The following is a 17,584-nucleotide window of genomic DNA, read 5'->3' on the forward strand; positions in this document are numbered from 1 at the left end:
CCGCAAACCTTGAGGTTTCCGATGAACTTCCACCGCTATTTCGCTGCCGACCGCGGGCCAGTCGAAACCTGCGTCATCGGCACCGGCGGGTTCGGCCGCAGCTTTCTGGCGCAGGGTCTGCGGGTGCCGCGCATGCGCTGCCGCGTCGCCATCGACCGCGAGGCCGGGATCGCGGCGCAGGCGCTCGCGGCGGTCGGCATCGAGCCGCACCGCATCCATGTCTGCACGACGGCGGCGCAGGCAGAGACCGCCTTTGCCGCCGGCGACTTCGTGGCGGTGGACGACCTCGCCCTCGTGCTCAACCTGCCGCTCGACGTCGTGGTCGAGGCGACCGGGCATCCGGAAGCCGGCGCACGCCATGCCCGCCTGGCGCTGGAGGCCGGACGGCATCTCGCCGTGGTTTCCAAGGAACTCGACAGCGTGGTCGGCCCCGGCCTCGCCCGGCTCGCCGCGGCTAAGGGCCGGGTGGCGACGCCCGTGGACGGCGACCAGCCGAGCCTGCTGATCGGGCTGATCACCTGGGCGGAAACGCTCGGCTTCGACATCGTCGCCGCCGGCAAGTCGAGCGAATATGACTTCGTGTTCGACCCGGCGACCGGGACGCTCTCCAGCAATGGCCGCGCCATCGCCGCGCCCGCCATGGCGGACTGGCTCGCCCTCGGCGAGCGGCCGGTCGCGGAGACCGTGGCGGCGCGTGCCGCCATCGCTTCAAGCCTGCCGCAGCGGGCGGTGCCGGATCTGTGCGAGTTGCTGGTGGTCGGCAACGCCACCGGGTTCGTCCCCGACCGGCCGGACCTGCACGCCCCGATCGCCCGCATCACCGAGGTGCCGACCCTGCTCGCCGGCGCCGCGGAGGGCGGGTTGCTGGCGGGGACCGGCCGGCTCGACGTGTTCCACTGCCTGCGGCTTCCCGGCGAGCCGAGCTTCGCGGGCGGGGTGTTCGTGATCGTGCGCTGCACCGACCGCGAGAGCTGGGACATGCTGGCGGAAAAGGGCCATGTGGTGAGCCGTTCGGGCGCCACCGCCATGCTTTATCTGCCGCGCCACCTGCTCGGCCTTGAGGCCGCGACCTCCATTCTGGAGGCGGCGCTGCTCGGCGCGTCCAGCGGAGGGCTGGAGCCCCGGCCGCATCTCGATCTCGTCGCCCGCGCGACGCAAGACCTCCCGGCTGGCGGCGTGCTCGCCATGGGCGGACATCATCACACCATCGAGGGAACGGTGGGCGAATTGGTGCCCGCCGCGCCGCTGGAGCCGGAGGCGCCGGCGCCGTTCTATCTCGCGGCCAATCGCCGGCTGGTGCGGCCGGTCGCGCAGGGCGCCCTCATCGTCATGGCCGATCTCGACCTGACGCCGGATTCCGAACTGCTCGCGCTGCGCCGCTCCCAGGACGCAGCGTTTTTCGGCCGCGCCGCCGTGCCCGCCACGGTGACGGAAGACGCATGACTGTGCTGACCCATAACGAGGAAACCTCCATGATCCCCCGCATCGCCATCGCCGCCGGCGATCCTGCCGGCATCGGCTCGGAAATCGTCGCCCGACTGCTCGCCCATGAGGCGAACCGTCATGCCGCCGACATCCTCATCGTCGCCGATCGCGGCGAGCTGGAAGAAGGCATGCGGATCTGCGGCGAGCGTTTCGACTACAAGCTCGCGGACGACCCGCAGGCGCCGGTCTTCACGCCCGGCGTGCCGGTGCTGGTCGACTATCGCGGCTGGGCGGAATTGCCGTTTGAGCGCGCGGTGTCGACCGCCAATGGCGGGCGCTACGCGATGGACACGCTGCGCCGCGCCATCGAATTCACCGTGGCCGGCGTCACCGACGCGGTATGCTTCGCGCCGCTGAACAAGCATTCGCTGCATCTGGGCGGGATGGGGCACCCGGACGAGACGCACTGGTTCGCCGAGATGCTGCAGCCCAACGGCCCCTATGGCGAGCTGAACGCGCTCGACGGGCTGTGGACCAGCCGCGTGACCAGCCATGTGCCGCTGAAGGATGTGGCCGGACTGCTGACCGAGGAGCGCATCGTCGGCGCGATCCAGCTCATTCATTCGACGCTGACCCGCGTCGGCGTGGCCTCGCCGCGCATCGCGCTGTGCGGGCTGAACCCGCATGCCGGCGATAATGGCAGTTTCGGCCGCGAGGAGATCGACGTGATCGGCCCGGCCATCGAGGCCGCGCGCCGGCAGGGGCTGCCGGTGGTCGGCCTGTTCCCGTCCGACACGATTTTCCTCAAGCGGGACGAACTCGACGCAATCGTCACCATGTATCACGACCAGGGGCAGATCGCGATGAAGCTCATGGGCTTCTCGCGCGGCGTCACGGTCCATGGCGGCATGCCCATCCCGATCGCGACCCCGGCCCATGGCACCGCCTTCGACATTCACGGCAAGGGCGAGGCCGGCTGGGGCGCGATTCAGGCCGCTTTCGACGTCGCCTGCCGGATGGCGCGGGCGCGCCGGGGCGCGGCGCTCGCGGCGTGACGGCGTGAAGAGACGGCGAGAGAGGGCACGGTCGCGCCGCTCCTCTCTCGCCTGCGGCTCATGGCGCTGCGCCACCGTGGCCCGCCTGCCGACTTTTTCCTGAAGGTACGGCTCGCGCGGGGCGCGTCGCCGCCGTCCCGCGCCGGTCACGGACTGGTGATTAGATGATGGCCATCAGGATAGCCTAGCCTCCGTCGCGGAGCGCATTCGACTGCCGTCTCGCCGCCGGGAAGCGGGAGACGGTTTTTCCCGTTGCGCCCCTCATCCCGTGATGAAGAGGGCTCATCCATGAAATTCATACTCAACGGAGCCGAGCACAGCATCGAGGCGGACGGCGACATGCCTCTGCTCTGGGCGCTGCGCGACGTGGTCGGTCTTACCGGCACCAAGTTCGGCTGCGGCGCCGCGCTGTGCGGCGCCTGCACGGTCCATGTCGACGGAGCACCCGTTCGTTCGTGCCAGACCGCCCTGTCCGATGTCGAGGGCAAGAGCGTCACCACCATCGAGGGCATCGCCGGCAGCGGCGAGGTCGGGCAGGCCGTCGTTGCGGCCTGGCGCAAGCTCGACGTGGTGCAGTGCGGCTACTGCCAGTCCGGGCAGATCATGTCCGCCGTCGGCCTGCTCAGCGACAATCGCAAGCCGACCGATGACGACATCGACGCCGCCATGGACGGCAATGTCTGCCGCTGCGCCACCTATCAACGCATCCGGGCGGCGATCCACGACGCCGCCGCCAACCTCGCGTGATCGCCATGCACCTCATCAAACCGGACCAATACCGCACGATGTTGGCGAGCTTCGGCGAGCCGGCCGTGCCCTCGCGCCGCGGCTTCCTGAAGGGCGTCGCCGCCGTGGGCGGGGCGCTGGTGATCGGCCTCCATCTGGAACCGGGCAAGGCGTTCGCCGCCGCGATGACAGACGGCCCCATGCCCAACGCCTTCGTGCGGATCGCTCCCGACAGCACCGTCACCGTGCTGATCAAGCATCTCGACATGGGGCAGGGCGTCACCACGGGTCTCGCCACAATCGTCGCCGAAGAGCTCGATGCCGACTGGGGCCAGGTGCGCGCCGCCTTCGCGCCGGCGGATGCGCAGCTCTACAACAATCTCGCCTTCGGCCCGATCCAGGGCACGGGCGGCTCGACCTCGGTCGCCAATAGCTGGGAGCAGTTGCGCAAGGCCGGCGCCGCCGCCCGGCAAATGCTGGTCGCCGCCGCCGCGCAGAAGTGGGGCGTGCCGGCCTCCAGCATCACCATCGACAAGGGCCGGCTGACGAGCGGCAGCCATTCCGGCAGCTTCGGCGAGTTTGCCGAGGCCGCCGCCAAGCTGCCGGTGCCCACCGAGGTGAAGCTCAAGGAGCCGAAGGACTTCAAGCTGATCGGCACGCGCCTGCCGCGCCTCGATTCGGCCGACAAGACCGACGGCAAGGCGATCTACGCGCTCGACATCCGTCGCCCCGGCATGCTCACCGCGGTGCTGCGCCGTCCGGACCGCTTCGGCGCCACGCTCAAGAGCTTCGACGCCACGGCGGCGAAAAAGGTGCCGGGCGTGGTCGACGTGGTGGCGGTGCCGAACGGCATCGCGGTGCTGGCCAACAACACCTGGGCGGCGATCCAGGGCCGCGAGGCGCTGGCCGATATCGTCTGGGACGAGGCCAATGCCGAGATGCGCTCCACGCCCGAGTTGCTGGACGCCTACAAGAAGCTCGCCACCACGCCCGGCAAGACCGCGGCGCGGCGCGGCGATGCGGCCAAGGGGCTCGCGGGCGCGGCCAAGGTGATCGAGGCGGAGTTCGCCTTCCCCTACCTCGCCCACGCGCCGATGGAGCCGTTGAACTGCGTGATTGAGAAGACCGGCGACGGCGTGACGATCTGGACCGGCTCGCAGTTCCAGACCATCGAGCAGGCGGTGACCGCCGGCATCATGGGGATCAAGCCCGAGCAGGTGAAGATCGAGACCCAGTGGGCGGGCGGCTCCTTCGGGCGCCGCGCCAACCCGCCGGCCGATTATGTGGCCGAGGCGGCGACGATCCTGAAGGCGATCGACGGCCGCGCACCCGTGCATCTGGTGTGGACCCGCGAGGACGACATCAAGGGCGGGTACTATCGCCCGATGTTCTACCACAAGGTCCGCGCCGGGATGACCGCCGACGGCAAGATCGCCGGCTGGGAGCAGCAGATCGTCGGCCAGTCCTTCATCGTCGGCACCCCGTTCGAGGCGTTCATCGTCAAGGATGGCGTCGACGGCACCTCGGTCGAGGGCGCTTCCGACACCAATTACGACATTGGCAATTTCGCGGTGGACCTGCACACGGTCCCCTCGAAGGTGCCGACGCTGTGGTGGCGCTCGGTCGGCCACACCCACACCGCGCATGTGGTGGAGGTGATGATCGACGAACTGGCGCATGCCGCCGGCCGCGATCCGGTGGAGTTCCGCATGGAGCTGCTCAAGGACAAGCCGCGCCATGCCGGCGTGCTCAAGCTGCTGGCGGAAAAGGCAAACTGGGGCCCGAAGGCCGGGCCGGGCAAGGGGCGCGGCCTCGCGCTGCACGAGAGCTTCCACACCGTGGTCGGTAGTGTGATCGACATCTCGGTGGTGAACGGCCAGATCAAGGTCGACAAGGTGATCTGCGCCGTGGACTGCGGCATCGCCATCAACCCGGACGTCATCGCCGCGCAGATCGAGGGCGGCGTCGGTTTCGGGCTCGGCGCGGCGCTGCATGACGAGATCACCCTCGACAAGGGCGTGGTGGAGCAGTCGAATTTCGACGGCTACATCCCGCTGCGCATGTCCGAGATGCCGAAGGTGGAGGTCCATATCCTGCCTTCCGCCAACGCGCCCACGGGCATTGGCGAGCCGGGCGTGCCGGGCGTCGCGCCGGCGCTGTCCAACGCCATCTTCGATGCCACCGGCCAGCGGCTGCGCTCGCTGCCGTTCAAGCTTGAGGACTTCAAGGCGTAAGTCCTACCGCTTACCGACGGAAAAGGCCGGCGCGAGCCGGCCTTTTTTGTGCTGCGACGAAAACCTGTTTCCTCAGCGCGGCTTCCACAGGTCGGGCGGGGACATCGCGCCACGTCCTGCGCTATGAAGGGGCATGTTCCGCTTCATCCATTCCGGCGACCTTCATCTGGGCAAGCGCTACGGCAACATGCCGGAGGAGTTGCGCGGCCGGCTGAAGGAGGCGCGCCACACCGTGCTGCGCCGTCTGGCGGACCATGCCCGTGCGCAGGGCGCCTCTGCGATCCTGCTGGCGGGCGACAGTTTCGACACCGAGACCCCGAGCCCGGAGACCCGGCGGCAGGCGCTGGCGGAGATGGCGCATCACGCGCCGCTCGACTGGGTGCTGCTGCCGGGCAATCACGATTCGCTGCAGGCGTCGCAGCTCTGGAGCGCGCTCGCCGACGGCCGGCCGGCCAATGTCCGGCTGGTGACCGAAGCGGCGGTGTGCGAGCTGGCGCCGGGCGTCGCGCTGCTGCCGGCCCCGTGTACCACCCGTCGCCCCGGCCGCGACCTCACCCAATGGATGGACGGCGCGGCGACGCCCGAAGGCACGCTGCGCCTCGGCCTCGCCCATGCCGCGATCCATGACTTTGCGGAAGAGGGCGGCGCCTCCGGCATCATCGCGCCGGACCGGGCTGCCCGCGCGGGGCTCGACTATCTCGCGCTCGGCGACTGGCATGGCGCGATGGCGATCGACGCGCGCACCCATTACAGCGGCACGCCCGAACCGGACCGTTTCAAGCATGATCGGCCGGGGCAGGCGCTGCTGGTGAACCTGCCCGGCCCCGGCGCACCGCCGCAGGTAACGCCGCTCATCACCGGCAGCTTCCTGTGGCGCACCGTGCCGCTGCATCTGCTGCCGCAGGATGACGGCCCCGCGCGCCTCGCCGAATTGCTGCCGCCGGGGGCGGAGCGCCGGCAGCAGCTTCTGCGCATCGCCGCAACCGGCCGCGCCAGTCTCGCGGCCCGCACCGCGCTGGCGGGCGCGGTCGAGCACGCCGCGCCCGAATTCGCGCTGCTGGAACTCGATGTTGCCGCGCTCGCGACGGATTGCGAGGCCGGCGACCTCGACCTGATCGACCGCGCCGGCGCGCTGCGCGAGGCGGCGGAGCGGCTGCACGCCGCGAGCCTCGATGCCGCCGCCTCCGCTGCCGAGCGCGAGGTGGCCCGCGCCGCGCTGGTGCGGCTGTTCTCCTATTGCCAGAAGATCGCCTCATGAAGATCGCGGCGCTGCGGCTGTACAATGTGAAGCGCTTCGCGCGCCGGGGCGTCGCCATCGAGAACATCGGCGACGGCGTGAACGTGCTGTGCGCGGCCAATGAATATGGCAAGTCGACCAGCTTCGAGGCGCTGCACGCGCTGTTCTTCCAGCCGCACACCTCCGCGCGAAGCGAGGTCAAGCGGCTCCAGCCCTATAGCGGCGGCAACCCGATGGTCGAGGCCGACATCGTGGTGCCGGAGGGACGCTTCCGGCTCACCAAACAGTTCCTCGGCGGGCGCCGCGCCACGGTCGAGCGCCTCGATGACGGCCGGCTGATCGCGCAGGCCGACGAGGCCGAGCGCTTCATCGCCGGGCTGATCCGCGGCGGCACCGCCGGGCCCGCCGGCCTGCTGTGGGTGAGGCAGGGCATCACCGGCCTCGGCGACCGCGCGCGCAAGGAGGAGGACGAGGAGCGGCAGGTGCGCGAGAGCCTCCTCTCCTCGGTGCAGGGCGAGGTCGAGGCGGTGACCGGCGGGCGGCGCATGTCCGACATCATGGCGGCCTGCCAGGACGAATTGTCGGTTCTGGTCACTGCGGGCGGGCGGCCGAAGGCGAACGGCCCTTATGCGGAAGCGCTTGAACGCCGTAATGCCTTGGCGGAAGCCGAGAAGCGGCTCGCCGGCGAGGTCGCGATCCTGCGGGAGGCGCTCGACCGGCGCGCGCGGCTGCAGCGCGAACTGACCGAATTGAGCGATCCCGACGAGCAGGCCGCGCGCCGCGAGGCGGTCGTGAAGGCCCGCGCCGCGCTCGATCACGCCAAAAGCCATGCCGAGCGGCTGAAGGCGGCGCAGGCGCAGGCCGGGCTGGCGCGCAATCAGGCGGAGGCCGCCGCGCGCGAGCTCGCCGCCTTTCGCGAGGCGCTCCATCGCAGCGCTGTGGCGCGCACCGAGCTGCGGAGCGCGCAGGAGCGGCGGACGCTTGCACTGGCCCGGCGCGCCGAGGCGGCGCGGGCGATCGACGAGGCGATGGCGCAGACCCGCGTGGCGGAAGCCGAGGAGGCCGCCGCCCGCGCGCGGGTGGCCCGGCTCGACGCCGCGCTGCTGGCCCGCCGGGCGGCGCAGGAGATCGAGGCGCTGCGCGAGCGTCTCGCCCGCGCCGAAGCCAAGCGGGGCGAGGTGGAGGCGGCCGAAGCGGCGCTGGCGCTGATCGCGGTGCCGGCCGGGGCGGTCGAGGCCCTCCAGACGCTTGAAAACGACATCGTGGCGCTGCGGGCCGCGCGCGAGGCCGGCCTGCCCTCGGTGCTGCTGGATTATGAGCCGGGCGTCGCGACCCCGGTGCTGATCGACGGCGCGCTGCTGCCGCCGGGCGAGCCGCGCCCGGTTTCCGACCGCGCGCGCCTCACCATTGCCGGGCTCGGCACGCTGACGCTGCGCGCCAACCGGCCCGAGGCCGGCGACGGCCGGCTGGAGGCGGCGCAGGCGCGGCTGCGCGACCGGCTCGCCGCGCTCGGCGTCGCGGACCTGTCCGAGGCCCGGCGTCGCGAGGCGCGAGCGCGCGACGCCTCCGCCGCACTGGAGCTGTTACGGCTGGACCTGCGCCATCTCGCGCCCGAGGGGCTTGCAGGACTGCGCGAGGACGTGGCGCGCCGCGCCGCACTCGCCCCCAAATCGGCCGAGGAGGCGGTTGATCTTGCCGGCGACCCGGAGCAGGCCCGGCAGGCCCGTGAGGCGGCGGACCGCAGCGTTCAGGCCGCGCGCAACGCCGCGGCCGAGGTCGAGCCGCTGCATCGCCATGCCGGCGAAGCGGTCACCGCCGCCGAGACCGCCTATCTTACCCTGAAGGCCGAATGCGAGCGGCTGGACGCTGGCTTGGGGCCGGACGAGACGCGGCCGGCGCAGGAGGCGCGGCTGGCCGCGAGCCATGAGGCCCTTGCGACAACGCTGCGAGAGCGGGACGCGGCGGCGGCGCAGCTTCTCGCCGGCGCGCCGGATCTTCAGTCTGCTGAGGCGGTGCTGCGCCGCGCCACCTCCGCCGAGGAGGCGGCGCGCCAGCAGCAGGAGCGGCTCCAGCTCGAACTCGCCGGCCTGTATGCCGAGATCCGCACCCGCTCCGACGACGCGGTGGAGGAAGCCTGGCGCGAGGCCGCCGAGGCGCTGGAGGCGGCGTCAAAGCGGGTCGCGGCCTTCGAGGCCGAAGTGGCGCTGCTGAACAAGCTCGCGAGCACGCTTTCGGAAGCCCGCGCGGCCGCGCGCGACCTCTATCTCCAGCCGGTGATCGGCGAGTTGCGCCCGCTGCTCGGCATGCTGTTCGACGATGTCTCCATCGTGTTCGACGAGAAGACCCTGCTGCCGCACACCATCCGCCGCAACGGGCAGGACGAGGAGATCGACCGGCTGAGCGGGGGCATGCGCGAGCAGCTTTCCGTGCTCACCCGTCTCGCCTTCGCCCGGCTGCTGGCGCAGGGCGGGCGGCCGGCGCCGGTGATCCTCGACGACGCGCTGGTCTATTCCGACGACGACCGCATCGAGCGCATGTTCGAGGCGCTGCACCGCCAGTCGCTGGACCAGCAGATCATCGTGTTCTCCTGCCGCCAGCGCGCCTTCTCCAAGCTTGGCGGGCAGGTGCTGCGCATGGAGCCGTGGCAGCCGGCGGGGCTTTAGACCAGCGCGCCCTTGCGCGAGATGACGTGCACCGCCAGCGCATGCGCGCGCTCGACGCTCGCCTCGGGCGACAGGCCTTGCAGCCTTGCGGCGAGCCAGCCGGCATTGAAGGCATCGCCCGCGCCCGTGGTGTCGACCGGCTCGACCGGGACCAGCGCATGGGGGATCAGCCTGCCCTCAACCGCCAGCAACACGTCGCGGCCGCCATTCTTCACCACCACCTCGCGCCCCGCCTGCGCGCCGTAGCGCACCGCGCAGGCTTCAAGGCTCGCATCGCCGAAATGCTGCGCCTCGTCCTCGAAGCTCGGCAGCACGATGTCCGCGACGCCGGCCGCGCGCATGATCACGGCGCGCATCGTGTCGGCGTCCTCCCAGAGGCGGGGCCGGATGTTGGGATCGAACGCCACCTTGACGCCCCGCGCGCGGGCCGATTGCAGCGCCGCGATCAGCCGTTCGCGCGCCTCGGGAGCGAGGATGGCGAGCGTGATGCCGCTGACATAGGCGATGTCGGCCCAGCCGAGCGCGGCGTCGAGCGCCGCCGCTTCATCCGCCAGCAGCTTCGCGGCGGAGCGATCGCGCCAATAGGTGAAGCTGCGCTCGCCATGGCGCAGCGAGATGGCATAGAGCCCGGGGCCGCGTGTGGGCTCATGGCGGATGAACCGCGTGACCAGCCCGGCCTGCGCGATGAAATCCTCGATCCGCGCCGAAAAAGGATCGGTGCCGAGCGCGGTGAAATAGGCGATGTCAGCGGCGTCGCCAGCGAGGCGCTTCAGGTGCCAGGCCGTGTTGAGCGTGTCTCCGGCGACATTCATCGCCCAGAGCGGGGCCTGCTCGGACAGCTCCAGCATGGCCTCGCCAATCGACAGGAAATGCATCGCCTCACACCTCGCCAGATGCGGCTTCGCGCGCGATCACGGCCGGCATGCCCTCGCGCAGCATGGCGTTGGTCAGTTCCGACAGCGTGCGGCCGAAATCGCCCGCCATCAGACGCTCGGGCAGGATGTCGGGGCAGGCGGCGGCGAGGGCGGGGAGCAATGCCGCGGCATTGCGCGCGCCGCTGGCCGCGGCCAGCAGGGCCTGCGCGCGCGGATCATCGGTCAGAATCGGCGCGCCGTCGGCGCTTCGGCGGGCGACATAGGCCACCCAGCTCGCCAGCGCGAAGGCGAAGGCGCGCGTCGGCGTGCCGGTCTCCAGCGCATCCAGTGCGGTGGCGGTGATGCGCGGCGGCAGCTTCTGCGTGCCGTCCATGGCGATCTGTGCGGTGGCATGAGCAATTGCGGGATTGGAGAAGCGCTCCGCCAGCGCTTCCGCATATGCGCCGAGATCCAGAGCGAGTCCGCGCACGGTCGCGGCCGCCGCCGCGAGATGGCGGCGTACCAGCGCGGCATGGGCCGGGTCTGCCATCACGTCGCGGACATAGGTCTTGCCCGAGAGCTGGCCGCTATAGGCCAGCATCGAATGGGCTCCGTTGAGCATGCGCAGCTTCATCTGCTCATAGGGGCCGACATCGCTCACGAACACGGCGCCGGCCAGCTCCCATTCCGGGCGTCCGGCCCCGAAATCGTCCTCGATGACCCACTGGCGGAACGGCTCGGTCTCGACGGCCGCAAGATCCTCATGGCCGGTCAGCTCCTTCGCGGTGGCGAAGGTTTCTGCCGTCGATGCCGGGGTGATGCGGTCGACCATGGTGGAGGGAAAGCGCACCTGCGCCTCGATCCAGCCGGCAAAGTCGGCGTCATGGATCTGCGTCGCGAAGTCCAGCACCGCGCGGCGCAGCTTGGCGCCGTTATGGGAGAGGTTGTCGCAGCTCAGCACGGTGAAGGGCGCGATGCCCGCCGCCCGCCGCTGGCGCAGGGCCTCGACGATCAGCCCGATCACGCCGAGCGGGGCGTCGGGGTGGGAAAGATCCGCGGCAATGGCGGGATGCGCGCGGTCGAGATGGCCATCGCTGGTGATGCCATAGCCCTTCTCGGTCACGGTGATCGAGACGATCCGGCAGGCCGGGCGGGTCATGGCGGACAGCGCGCAACTCGCGGTGCGCGCGCCGGCGACGACATATTTCAGCGCGCCGATGATGCGAGCGCTGGTCTCAGCGCCGCGCGTGATCAGCGTGTAGCGCCCATCCTGCGGGTTCAGTGCCTCGGCGACGGCGGTGCCGCGCAGCGAGACGCCGATCACCCGCCAGTCGCCGCCCTTCGCCGACAGCACCTCGTCGGTATAGGCCAGCAGATGCGCCTTGGCGAAATTGCCGAGGCCGAGATGCACGATCCCGGCCCGGTGCTCTTCCGGCCGGTAGCGCGGCCACTGCGCCTCACCGGCGGCGAAGGACGTCGCGGCCAGTCGGTTCATTGCGCGGCGCCGGCGCGCGGATGGGCGAGCGCGGTCATGATTCCGCGCAGCTCGGCCAGCCCCTTGAGCCGTCCGATGGCCGGATAGCCCGGCTGGCCGCCACGATTGAGGTCGTCGAGGATGTTCTGGCCGTGGTCGGGGCGGAACGGGATGTTCCAGTCCGGCCGGCCGGCGGCCTTGCGGCGCGCCTCCTCGGCGAGGATCGAGGCGATCATGGCCACCATGTCGGTATTGCCCTGAAGATGGGCCGCCTCGTGGAACGAGCCGCCGAGATGGCGCTCCTCCAGCGCGACATTGCGCAGATGCAGGAAATGCACCCGCCCGCCGAGCCGGTCCATCATGCCCGGAAGGTCGTTGTCGGCGCGCGCGCCCAGCGAGCCGGTGCACAGCGTTATGCCGTTCGCCGGGATGTCGACGGCCTCGATCACCGCGCGGTAATCGGCCTCGGTCGACATGATGCGCGGCAGGCCGAGCAGCGGGAACGGTGGGTCGTCGGGATGGCAGCACAGCCGCATGCCGATTTCTTCCGCCAGCGGGCTGACCTCGGCGAGGAAATCGACGAGGTGCTGGCGCAACCGCTCGGGCGAAATCTTGTCGTAATGGGCGAGGTGGGTCTTCACATCGTCCATCGACATGGCTTCGGCTGCGCCGGGCAGGCCGAACACGACATTGCCGGACAACTCGGCCTTGCGGGCATCCGACATGCCGGCGAAGCGCTCGCGGGCTTTTTCCATGATGTCGGGCGCGTAGCTCTCCTTCGCGCCGGCCCGCTCCAGCAGGAACAGGTCGAAGGCGGCGAAGTCGATGGCGTCGAAACGCATGCAGGTCGCGCCGTTCGGCAGGCGATAGGAAAGGTCGGTGCGCGTCCAGTCGAGGATCGGCATGAAATTGTAGCAGATCACCTCGATGCCAGCGGCGCGCAGGTGGCGCATCGAGGTCTTCCAGTTGGCAATGTGCTCGCGCCACGGGCCGGACTGGCGCTTGATGTCCTCGGAGACCGGGAGGCTCTCCACCACGTCCCATTTCAGGCCGGAGGGCGCGCCGTCCGTCATGGTGCCGATCACGGCCTGACGGCGGGCGATGTCCTCGGGCGACCAGACCGCGCCGGTCGGGACGTGGTGGAGCGCGGAGACCACGCCCTCCACATCCGCCTGCAGCATGTCGTCGATCGATACCAGATCCTTAGGGCCGAACCAGCGCCAGGTTTGTTTCATGAAACGGTCTTTCCGAATTCGTCAGGTCGTTGCACCGCTCAGCTCGCCGCGAAGGAGAGCTGTACCTTGACGGAGCTGGAGCGGTCCGAAGCGGCGCGGAAGGCGGCGAGCGCTTCAGTGATGGGATAGGTGCCGGTGATCATGGGGCGCGGGTCGATCGCGCCGGTGCCGATCAACCGGGCGGCCTCGGCGAATTCAACGTCGAAGCGCTGGGAGCCGACGAACACGATCTCCTTGCCGACCATGACGTTCAACGGCATCGGCGTCGGTCCGGCGACGCCGACCTGCACCAGCGTGCCGAGCGGGCGCAGCACGCTCACCGCATCGCGGATCGCGGCGGCGGCGGCGGAGCACTCGAACACGAGATCAACCTTGCCCTTGCCCTCCTGCCAGCGCGCGAGTCCCTCGGGCGTGCGGGCGGTGTTGACGGCATGATCGGCGCCCATGCGCAGGGCGACATCGAGCGTCGCGTCCTGGATGTCGGTGACGATGATCTCGGCGGCACCGCGCTGGCGCGCGACCGCGACACACAGCGCGCCGATGGGACCGGCGCCGGTGACCAGCACGGTCTTGCCCTTCAGGCTGCCGGAGACCGCCTCGCCGCGATTGGCGGCGTGCAGGCATACCGCCAGCGGCTCGCTGCAGGCCGCGGCGCCCGGGGAGATTTCCTCGGGCATCGGGAAGCACTGGCCGGCGCCGATCACCAGCTGATCGCGGAACATGCCCTGTTCATGGGGCAGGTACATGGCCGAGCCCTTGAACCGCATATGGGTGCAGTGGCGCGGCAGGCCGTTGCGGCAGAATTCGCATTCCCCGCACGGATGGGACGGGTTCACCGCAACGAGCTGGCCGATTTTCAGCCCCTCCACCGAGGGACCGATCGCCGCGATACGCCCGGCGGCTTCATGGCCGAGAATGATGGGCTCGCGCACGCGGATGGTGCCGATCCCGCCTTCCAGCCAGTAATGCAGGTCCGAGCCGCAGATGCCGCCCGCGAGAATGGCGACGCGAACCTCGCCGGCGCCCGGCTCGGCGAGGGCGCGGGTTTCGATCTTCAGATCGTCCTGTCCGTTGAGCAGGACGACGCGAATGTCTTGAGTCTCGCTCATCGATCGTTCCTCAGGGCAGCATCAGGTTCGGCAGCCAGGTCGCCAGCGGGGCGAAATAGCTGACCATCAGCAGCACGATGATGTTGGTGATGATGTAGGGCACGATGGCGCGGATGACCGGGGAGAGCGGCATCCGGGCAATGTTCGAGGCGACGAACAGGCACACGCCGACCGGCGGGGTGGTCAGACCGATCATCAGGTTCAGCACCGCGAAGCACGCGAAATGCAGCGGTTCGATGCCGACCGCACCCGCCAGTGTCATCAGCGGCACGAACAGGATGATGAGGGCCGCGATGGTCTCCATGAACATGCCCACGAACAGCAGCAGGATGTTGATGAGCAGGATGACCAGGAACTTGTTGTCGGTGATCGACAGCACCGTGTCGGCCAGCATCTGCGGGATGCGCTCGGCGACCAGGATCCAGCCGAACACGTTCGCCGTGCCGACCAGAACCAGGATGCCGGCCGAGCTAATGGCGCTGTCGATGATGATCTTGGGAATCTTCGAGACCGGCAGTTCGCGGTAGACGAACAGGCCGACAATTGCCGCATACAGGCAGGCCACCACCGCGGTCTCGGTCGGCGTGGTGACGCCGATCAGCAGGCCGCCGACGATGAGCGCGGTCATCGCGATCGCCCAGATCGCGCCGGCGAAGGAGAAGAACAGCTCGCGCAGGCCCTTCCACGGCTCGCGGGGGAAGTCGTGCTTCTTCGCGAGAAAATAGGTGGTCACCATCATGGCGAAGCCCATCAGGACTCCCGGGACCGCGCCGGCGAGGAAAAGCTTGCCGACCGACAGCCCCGAGAGCGAGCCGACGATAATCATGGGCACGCTTGGCGGGATCATGGGGCCGACCGTGGACGAAGCTGCCGTCACCGCCGCCGAGAACGCGGCGGGGTAGCCGACCTTCTTCATGCCGGGGATCATCATGCCGCCGACCGAGGCGACATCGGCCACCGCCGTGCCGGAAATGCCGCCGAACAGCATCGAGGCGGCGATGTTGGCCTGGGCGAGGCCGCCGCGCATCCAGCCGACCAGCGCATTGGCGAACCGGATGATGCGCTCCGTGATGCCGCCGGAATTCATCAGATTGCCGGCGAGGATGAAGCCGGGAATGCAGAGCAGCACGAAGCTGTCCATGCCGGCGTACATCTTCTGCGGGATCACCACGAGCGGGATATCGGCGAACAGCAGATAGACCATCGAGGACAGGCCGAGCGTGACCGCCACCGGCAGGCCGATCGCCAGCCCGACGACAAATGTGCAAAGAAGCAGCGTGAGGCCCATCACTCGTCCCCTGACGTCGGAATCGGGTGGCCGCTATGGCGGCCGGTGATCATTTCGAAGACGCGCAGCAGCGCCCACAGCGCGAGGGTGACGAACAGCACCAGCATCGAGGCGTGGAGGAAATCCATGCGCCAGCCCAGCGAGGGGGCGGTCTGGCGAACGCCAATGGCGGTGAAGTCCCAGCTGGCGGCCAGCAGCGTGATGGCGAAGCCGGCCGTGATCAGCGCGCACAGCAGGCGCAGCAGCCAGGGCAGGCGACCGGGAAGGCTTTCGCACAGCAGGTCGACATTCACCAGATCGCCGCTGCGCAGCGCCATGCCGGCGCCGAGCGCGCCGATATAGATGAGGCAGAAGCGCGTCAGTTCCTCGGTCCAGACCGGGGCCGAGGGGAGGAAGGTTCGCGCGAAGACCTGAAGCAGAACCGAGCCGGCCAGCAGCAGGAAAACGGCCAGTATCATGAGGCGGCAAAGCCCCTCGATGCCCTTGAAAAGCTGAGACATGGGTACCTCCGCGCGAGGAACCCGCCGGCCGCGTCACGCAGGCCGGCAGGTTCGATGCGGGTCAGTTGGAGCTGAAGATCTGTTCGGCCAGCGGGCGGATATCGGCGGGCACCGACTTGAGAACCGCATCCTTGGCCTTGGCGGCGAAGGCGGCCTGATCGACATCGACGAACTTGACGCCCTTTGATTCGAGATCCGCGACCAGCGCGGCCTCGTCGGCCAGGAAGAGCTGGCGCTCATAGGCCTGGGTGCGCTTGGCGGCTTCGGTCACGGCGGCCTTGTCGGCGTCGGACAGCTTGTTCCAGGTGCGCTCGGAAATCACGAGGTAGATCCAGGACCGGACATGCTCGGTCTTGTTGATGACCTTCTGCACCTCGTAGAAGCCGCCGGACTTGAACAGCGCCAGCGGGTTTTCCTGACCGTTGATGGTGCCGTTCTGCAGCGAGGTGAAGACCTCGGAGAACGCCATCGGGGTCGGGTTGGCACCCATGGCCTGCCAGGCGGCGACGAAGACCGGCACGTTCGGCACGCGCAGCTTGAAGCCGTTCAGCTCGGCCGGGGTCTTGATCTCCTTGTTGGCGGAGAGGTTGCGCGGGCCGCGCGCGAAATAGGTCAGCGGGCGCACGCTGGCCTTCTCGATGATCTCTGCCTCGATCTGCTTGCCGATCTCGCCGGACGCGACCTGGTCCATGTGCTCCAGCGAGCGGTAGCCGTAGGGCAGCGCCAGCAGCGCGGCCTTGGGCGCCCAGTTCTGCAGGCTCTCACCGGTGATGGTCATGTCGGCGGTGCCGAGCTGCATGCCGTTGATGAGGTCGATTTCCTTACCGAGCGACTCGTTGGGATAGATCTGGACTTTGACCCGGCCGTCGGAGAGCGCGGCGACTTCCTCGCCGAACTTCACCGCGGCCTTGTGCCAGATGTTGTCCTCATTCGCGAGGTGGCCGAGCTTCAGGGTCACGTCGGCCATGGCGGGGCCGGCGAGAAGCGCGATGGCGGCGCAGGTCGCCGCAAGGCGTGTCAGCTTGTTCACAATCATTGTCTCCTCCTCGTTGTTCTGACGTTTCCGGGACGACCCGGAGGGCTAGCGAAAAAACTCGGGGTGTTCCTGCTCGATGACCGGGAGGTCCTTCAGGATGCCCTTGAGATGCGCGCGGATGGTCTGCTCGGCGCGCCCGGCATCGCCGGCGGCAATGGCCTCGACGAGTTCGGTGTGCTGGTCGACAAGGCGCGCGACCGAGAAGTGCATGCTGGACAGGAAGCGCACGCGGTCCATCTGCGCCTTCATCTCGACGATGACGCGCCAGGCATTGGCCTTGCCGGCGCCAGCGGCGAGGGTGTGATGGAACGCCTCGTCCGCTTCCATGAAGTCGCGGGCCGAGCCGCCGATGATCCCGCGCTGGCGCGTGAGCTGGCCGCGCAGATCCGCGATGAGCGCGGGCGCGGCGTCCTGCGCCAGCAGCTTCACGATATCGGCCTCGACCGCCTCGCGCACGAAGCGGGCATCCATGACGGCGGAAAGGGAAATCTTGGCGACGAAGGTGCCGCGCTGCGGGCGCACTTCGAGCAGGCCCTCATTGGCGAGCTTGATGAAGGCCTCGCGGACCGGCTGGCGGCTCACGCCGTAATGCTGGGCGATCTCGGCTTCGGAAATCCGCGAGCCGGGGCTCAGATCATTGTCGATGATCGCCGCGCGCAAGGCGGAATAAAGCTGATCGACGACGCTGACGCGCATCGTCTGCAATGTGGCGGCATCCAGCCTGGCGAGCTGCATGATGTTGTTTCCT

14 protein-coding genes are annotated in these 17,584 nt (G+C 69.4%); 6 read left to right on the top strand and 8 right to left on the bottom strand.

Features of this window, described 5'->3' with window-relative positions; translation table 11 throughout:
• Positions 1–21: 21 nt before the first annotated feature.
• The 6 genes from VRZ77_RS01565 (at position 22) to VRZ77_RS01590 (ending at position 9,340) form a co-directional block, all read left to right on the top strand.
• A complete protein-coding gene (locus tag VRZ77_RS01565; protein WP_414590957.1) occupies positions 22–1,443 on the top strand; it encodes an NAD(P)H-dependent oxidoreductase in 1,422 nt (473 codons plus the stop codon).
• Entirely contained in the window at positions 1,440–2,480 is a 1,041-nt protein-coding gene (locus VRZ77_RS01570; RefSeq protein ID WP_414590958.1) for a 4-hydroxythreonine-4-phosphate dehydrogenase PdxA, read from the top strand. The genes VRZ77_RS01565 and VRZ77_RS01570 overlap by 4 nt, the downstream gene beginning before the upstream one ends.
• Positions 2,481–2,768: 288 nt before the next feature.
• The gene (locus VRZ77_RS01575; RefSeq protein WP_414590959.1) at positions 2,769–3,227 is read left to right on the top strand and encodes a (2Fe-2S)-binding protein; all 459 of its coding nucleotides are present in this window, start codon (positions 2,769–2,771) and stop codon (positions 3,225–3,227) included.
• Between the two features lie 5 nt (positions 3,228–3,232).
• Complete coding sequence (locus VRZ77_RS01580; RefSeq protein WP_414590960.1) at positions 3,233–5,440, top strand: molybdopterin cofactor-binding domain-containing protein; 2,208 nt, start codon at positions 3,233–3,235, stop codon at positions 5,438–5,440.
• A gap of 133 nt (positions 5,441–5,573) precedes the next feature.
• On the top strand, positions 5,574–6,698 hold the full coding sequence (locus VRZ77_RS01585; RefSeq protein ID WP_414590961.1) for a metallophosphoesterase family protein: 1,125 nt from the start codon (positions 5,574–5,576) through the stop codon (positions 6,696–6,698).
• Entirely contained in the window at positions 6,695–9,340 is a 2,646-nt protein-coding gene (locus tag VRZ77_RS01590) for a DNA-binding protein (protein WP_414590962.1), read from the top strand. The genes VRZ77_RS01585 and VRZ77_RS01590 overlap by 4 nt, the downstream gene beginning before the upstream one ends.
• On the opposite strand, the gene VRZ77_RS01595 is transcribed toward VRZ77_RS01590, so the two are convergent.
• From VRZ77_RS01595 to VRZ77_RS01630, 8 genes are all read right to left on the bottom strand, one after another.
• A complete protein-coding gene (locus VRZ77_RS01595; RefSeq protein WP_414590963.1) occupies positions 9,337–10,215 on the bottom strand; it encodes a sugar kinase in 879 nt (292 codons plus the stop codon). The genes VRZ77_RS01590 and VRZ77_RS01595 overlap by 4 nt on opposite strands.
• 4 nt (positions 10,216–10,219) lie before the next feature.
• The gene (locus VRZ77_RS01600; RefSeq protein WP_414590964.1) at positions 10,220–11,689 is read right to left on the bottom strand and encodes a mannitol dehydrogenase family protein; all 1,470 of its coding nucleotides are present in this window, start codon (positions 11,687–11,689) and stop codon (positions 10,220–10,222) included.
• Positions 11,686–12,903 (bottom strand): mannonate dehydratase, encoded by a 1,218-nt coding sequence (uxuA, locus tag VRZ77_RS01605; protein ID WP_414590965.1) that lies wholly within the window; start codon positions 12,901–12,903, stop codon positions 11,686–11,688. Before uxuA ends, VRZ77_RS01600 begins: the two co-directional genes overlap by 4 nt.
• Positions 12,904–12,941: 38 nt before the next feature.
• Positions 12,942–14,012 (bottom strand): L-idonate 5-dehydrogenase, encoded by a 1,071-nt coding sequence (locus tag VRZ77_RS01610; RefSeq protein WP_414590966.1) that lies wholly within the window; start codon positions 14,010–14,012, stop codon positions 12,942–12,944.
• Between the two features lie 10 nt (positions 14,013–14,022).
• Positions 14,023–15,300, bottom strand: a complete 1,278-nt coding sequence (locus tag VRZ77_RS01615) for a TRAP transporter large permease (RefSeq protein ID WP_414590967.1) — start codon at positions 15,298–15,300, stop codon at positions 14,023–14,025.
• A complete protein-coding gene (locus VRZ77_RS01620) occupies positions 15,300–15,800 on the bottom strand; it encodes a TRAP transporter small permease (protein ID WP_414590968.1) in 501 nt (166 codons plus the stop codon). Before VRZ77_RS01620 ends, VRZ77_RS01615 begins: the two co-directional genes overlap by 1 nt.
• A 61-nt stretch (positions 15,801–15,861) precedes the next feature.
• Entirely contained in the window at positions 15,862–16,836 is a 975-nt protein-coding gene (locus tag VRZ77_RS01625; protein ID WP_414590969.1) for a TRAP transporter substrate-binding protein, read from the bottom strand.
• 45 nt (positions 16,837–16,881) lie between these two features.
• A complete protein-coding gene (locus VRZ77_RS01630) occupies positions 16,882–17,571 on the bottom strand; it encodes a GntR family transcriptional regulator (protein ID WP_414590970.1) in 690 nt (229 codons plus the stop codon).
• Between the last annotated feature and the right edge of the window lie 13 nt (positions 17,572–17,584).

The sequence above is a fragment of the Ancylobacter sp. G4_0304 genome (genome assembly GCF_047501495.1).
Lineage (GTDB): Bacteria > Pseudomonadota > Alphaproteobacteria > Rhizobiales > Xanthobacteraceae > Ancylobacter.

Coding starts and splice junctions, on each gene's coding strand:
- VRZ77_RS01565 (WP_414590957.1), top strand. CDS start 22: ATGAACTTCCACCGCTATTTCGCTGCCGACCGCGGGCCAGTCGAAACC.
- VRZ77_RS01575 (WP_414590959.1), top strand. CDS start 2,769: ATGAAATTCATACTCAACGGAGCCGAGCACAGCATCGAGGCGGACGGC.
- VRZ77_RS01595 (WP_414590963.1), bottom strand. CDS start 10,215: ATGCATTTCCTGTCGATTGGCGAGGCCATGCTGGAGCTGTCCGAGCAG.
- VRZ77_RS01615 (WP_414590967.1), bottom strand. CDS start 15,300: ATGGGCCTCACGCTGCTTCTTTGCACATTTGTCGTCGGGCTGGCGATC.
- VRZ77_RS01610 (WP_414590966.1), bottom strand. CDS start 14,012: ATGAGCGAGACTCAAGACATTCGCGTCGTCCTGCTCAACGGACAGGAC.
- VRZ77_RS01590 (WP_414590962.1), top strand. CDS start 6,695: ATGAAGATCGCGGCGCTGCGGCTGTACAATGTGAAGCGCTTCGCGCGC.
- VRZ77_RS01585 (WP_414590961.1), top strand. CDS start 5,574: ATGTTCCGCTTCATCCATTCCGGCGACCTTCATCTGGGCAAGCGCTAC.
- VRZ77_RS01600 (WP_414590964.1), bottom strand. CDS start 11,689: ATGAACCGACTGGCCGCGACGTCCTTCGCCGCCGGTGAGGCGCAGTGG.
- VRZ77_RS01580 (WP_414590960.1), top strand. CDS start 3,233: ATGCACCTCATCAAACCGGACCAATACCGCACGATGTTGGCGAGCTTC.
- VRZ77_RS01620 (WP_414590968.1), bottom strand. CDS start 15,800: ATGTCTCAGCTTTTCAAGGGCATCGAGGGGCTTTGCCGCCTCATGATA.
- VRZ77_RS01630 (WP_414590970.1), bottom strand. CDS start 17,571: ATGCAGCTCGCCAGGCTGGATGCCGCCACATTGCAGACGATGCGCGTC.
- VRZ77_RS01625 (WP_414590969.1), bottom strand. CDS start 16,836: ATGATTGTGAACAAGCTGACACGCCTTGCGGCGACCTGCGCCGCCATC.
- uxuA (WP_414590965.1), bottom strand. CDS start 12,903: ATGAAACAAACCTGGCGCTGGTTCGGCCCTAAGGATCTGGTATCGATC.
- VRZ77_RS01570 (WP_414590958.1), top strand. CDS start 1,440: ATGACTGTGCTGACCCATAACGAGGAAACCTCCATGATCCCCCGCATC.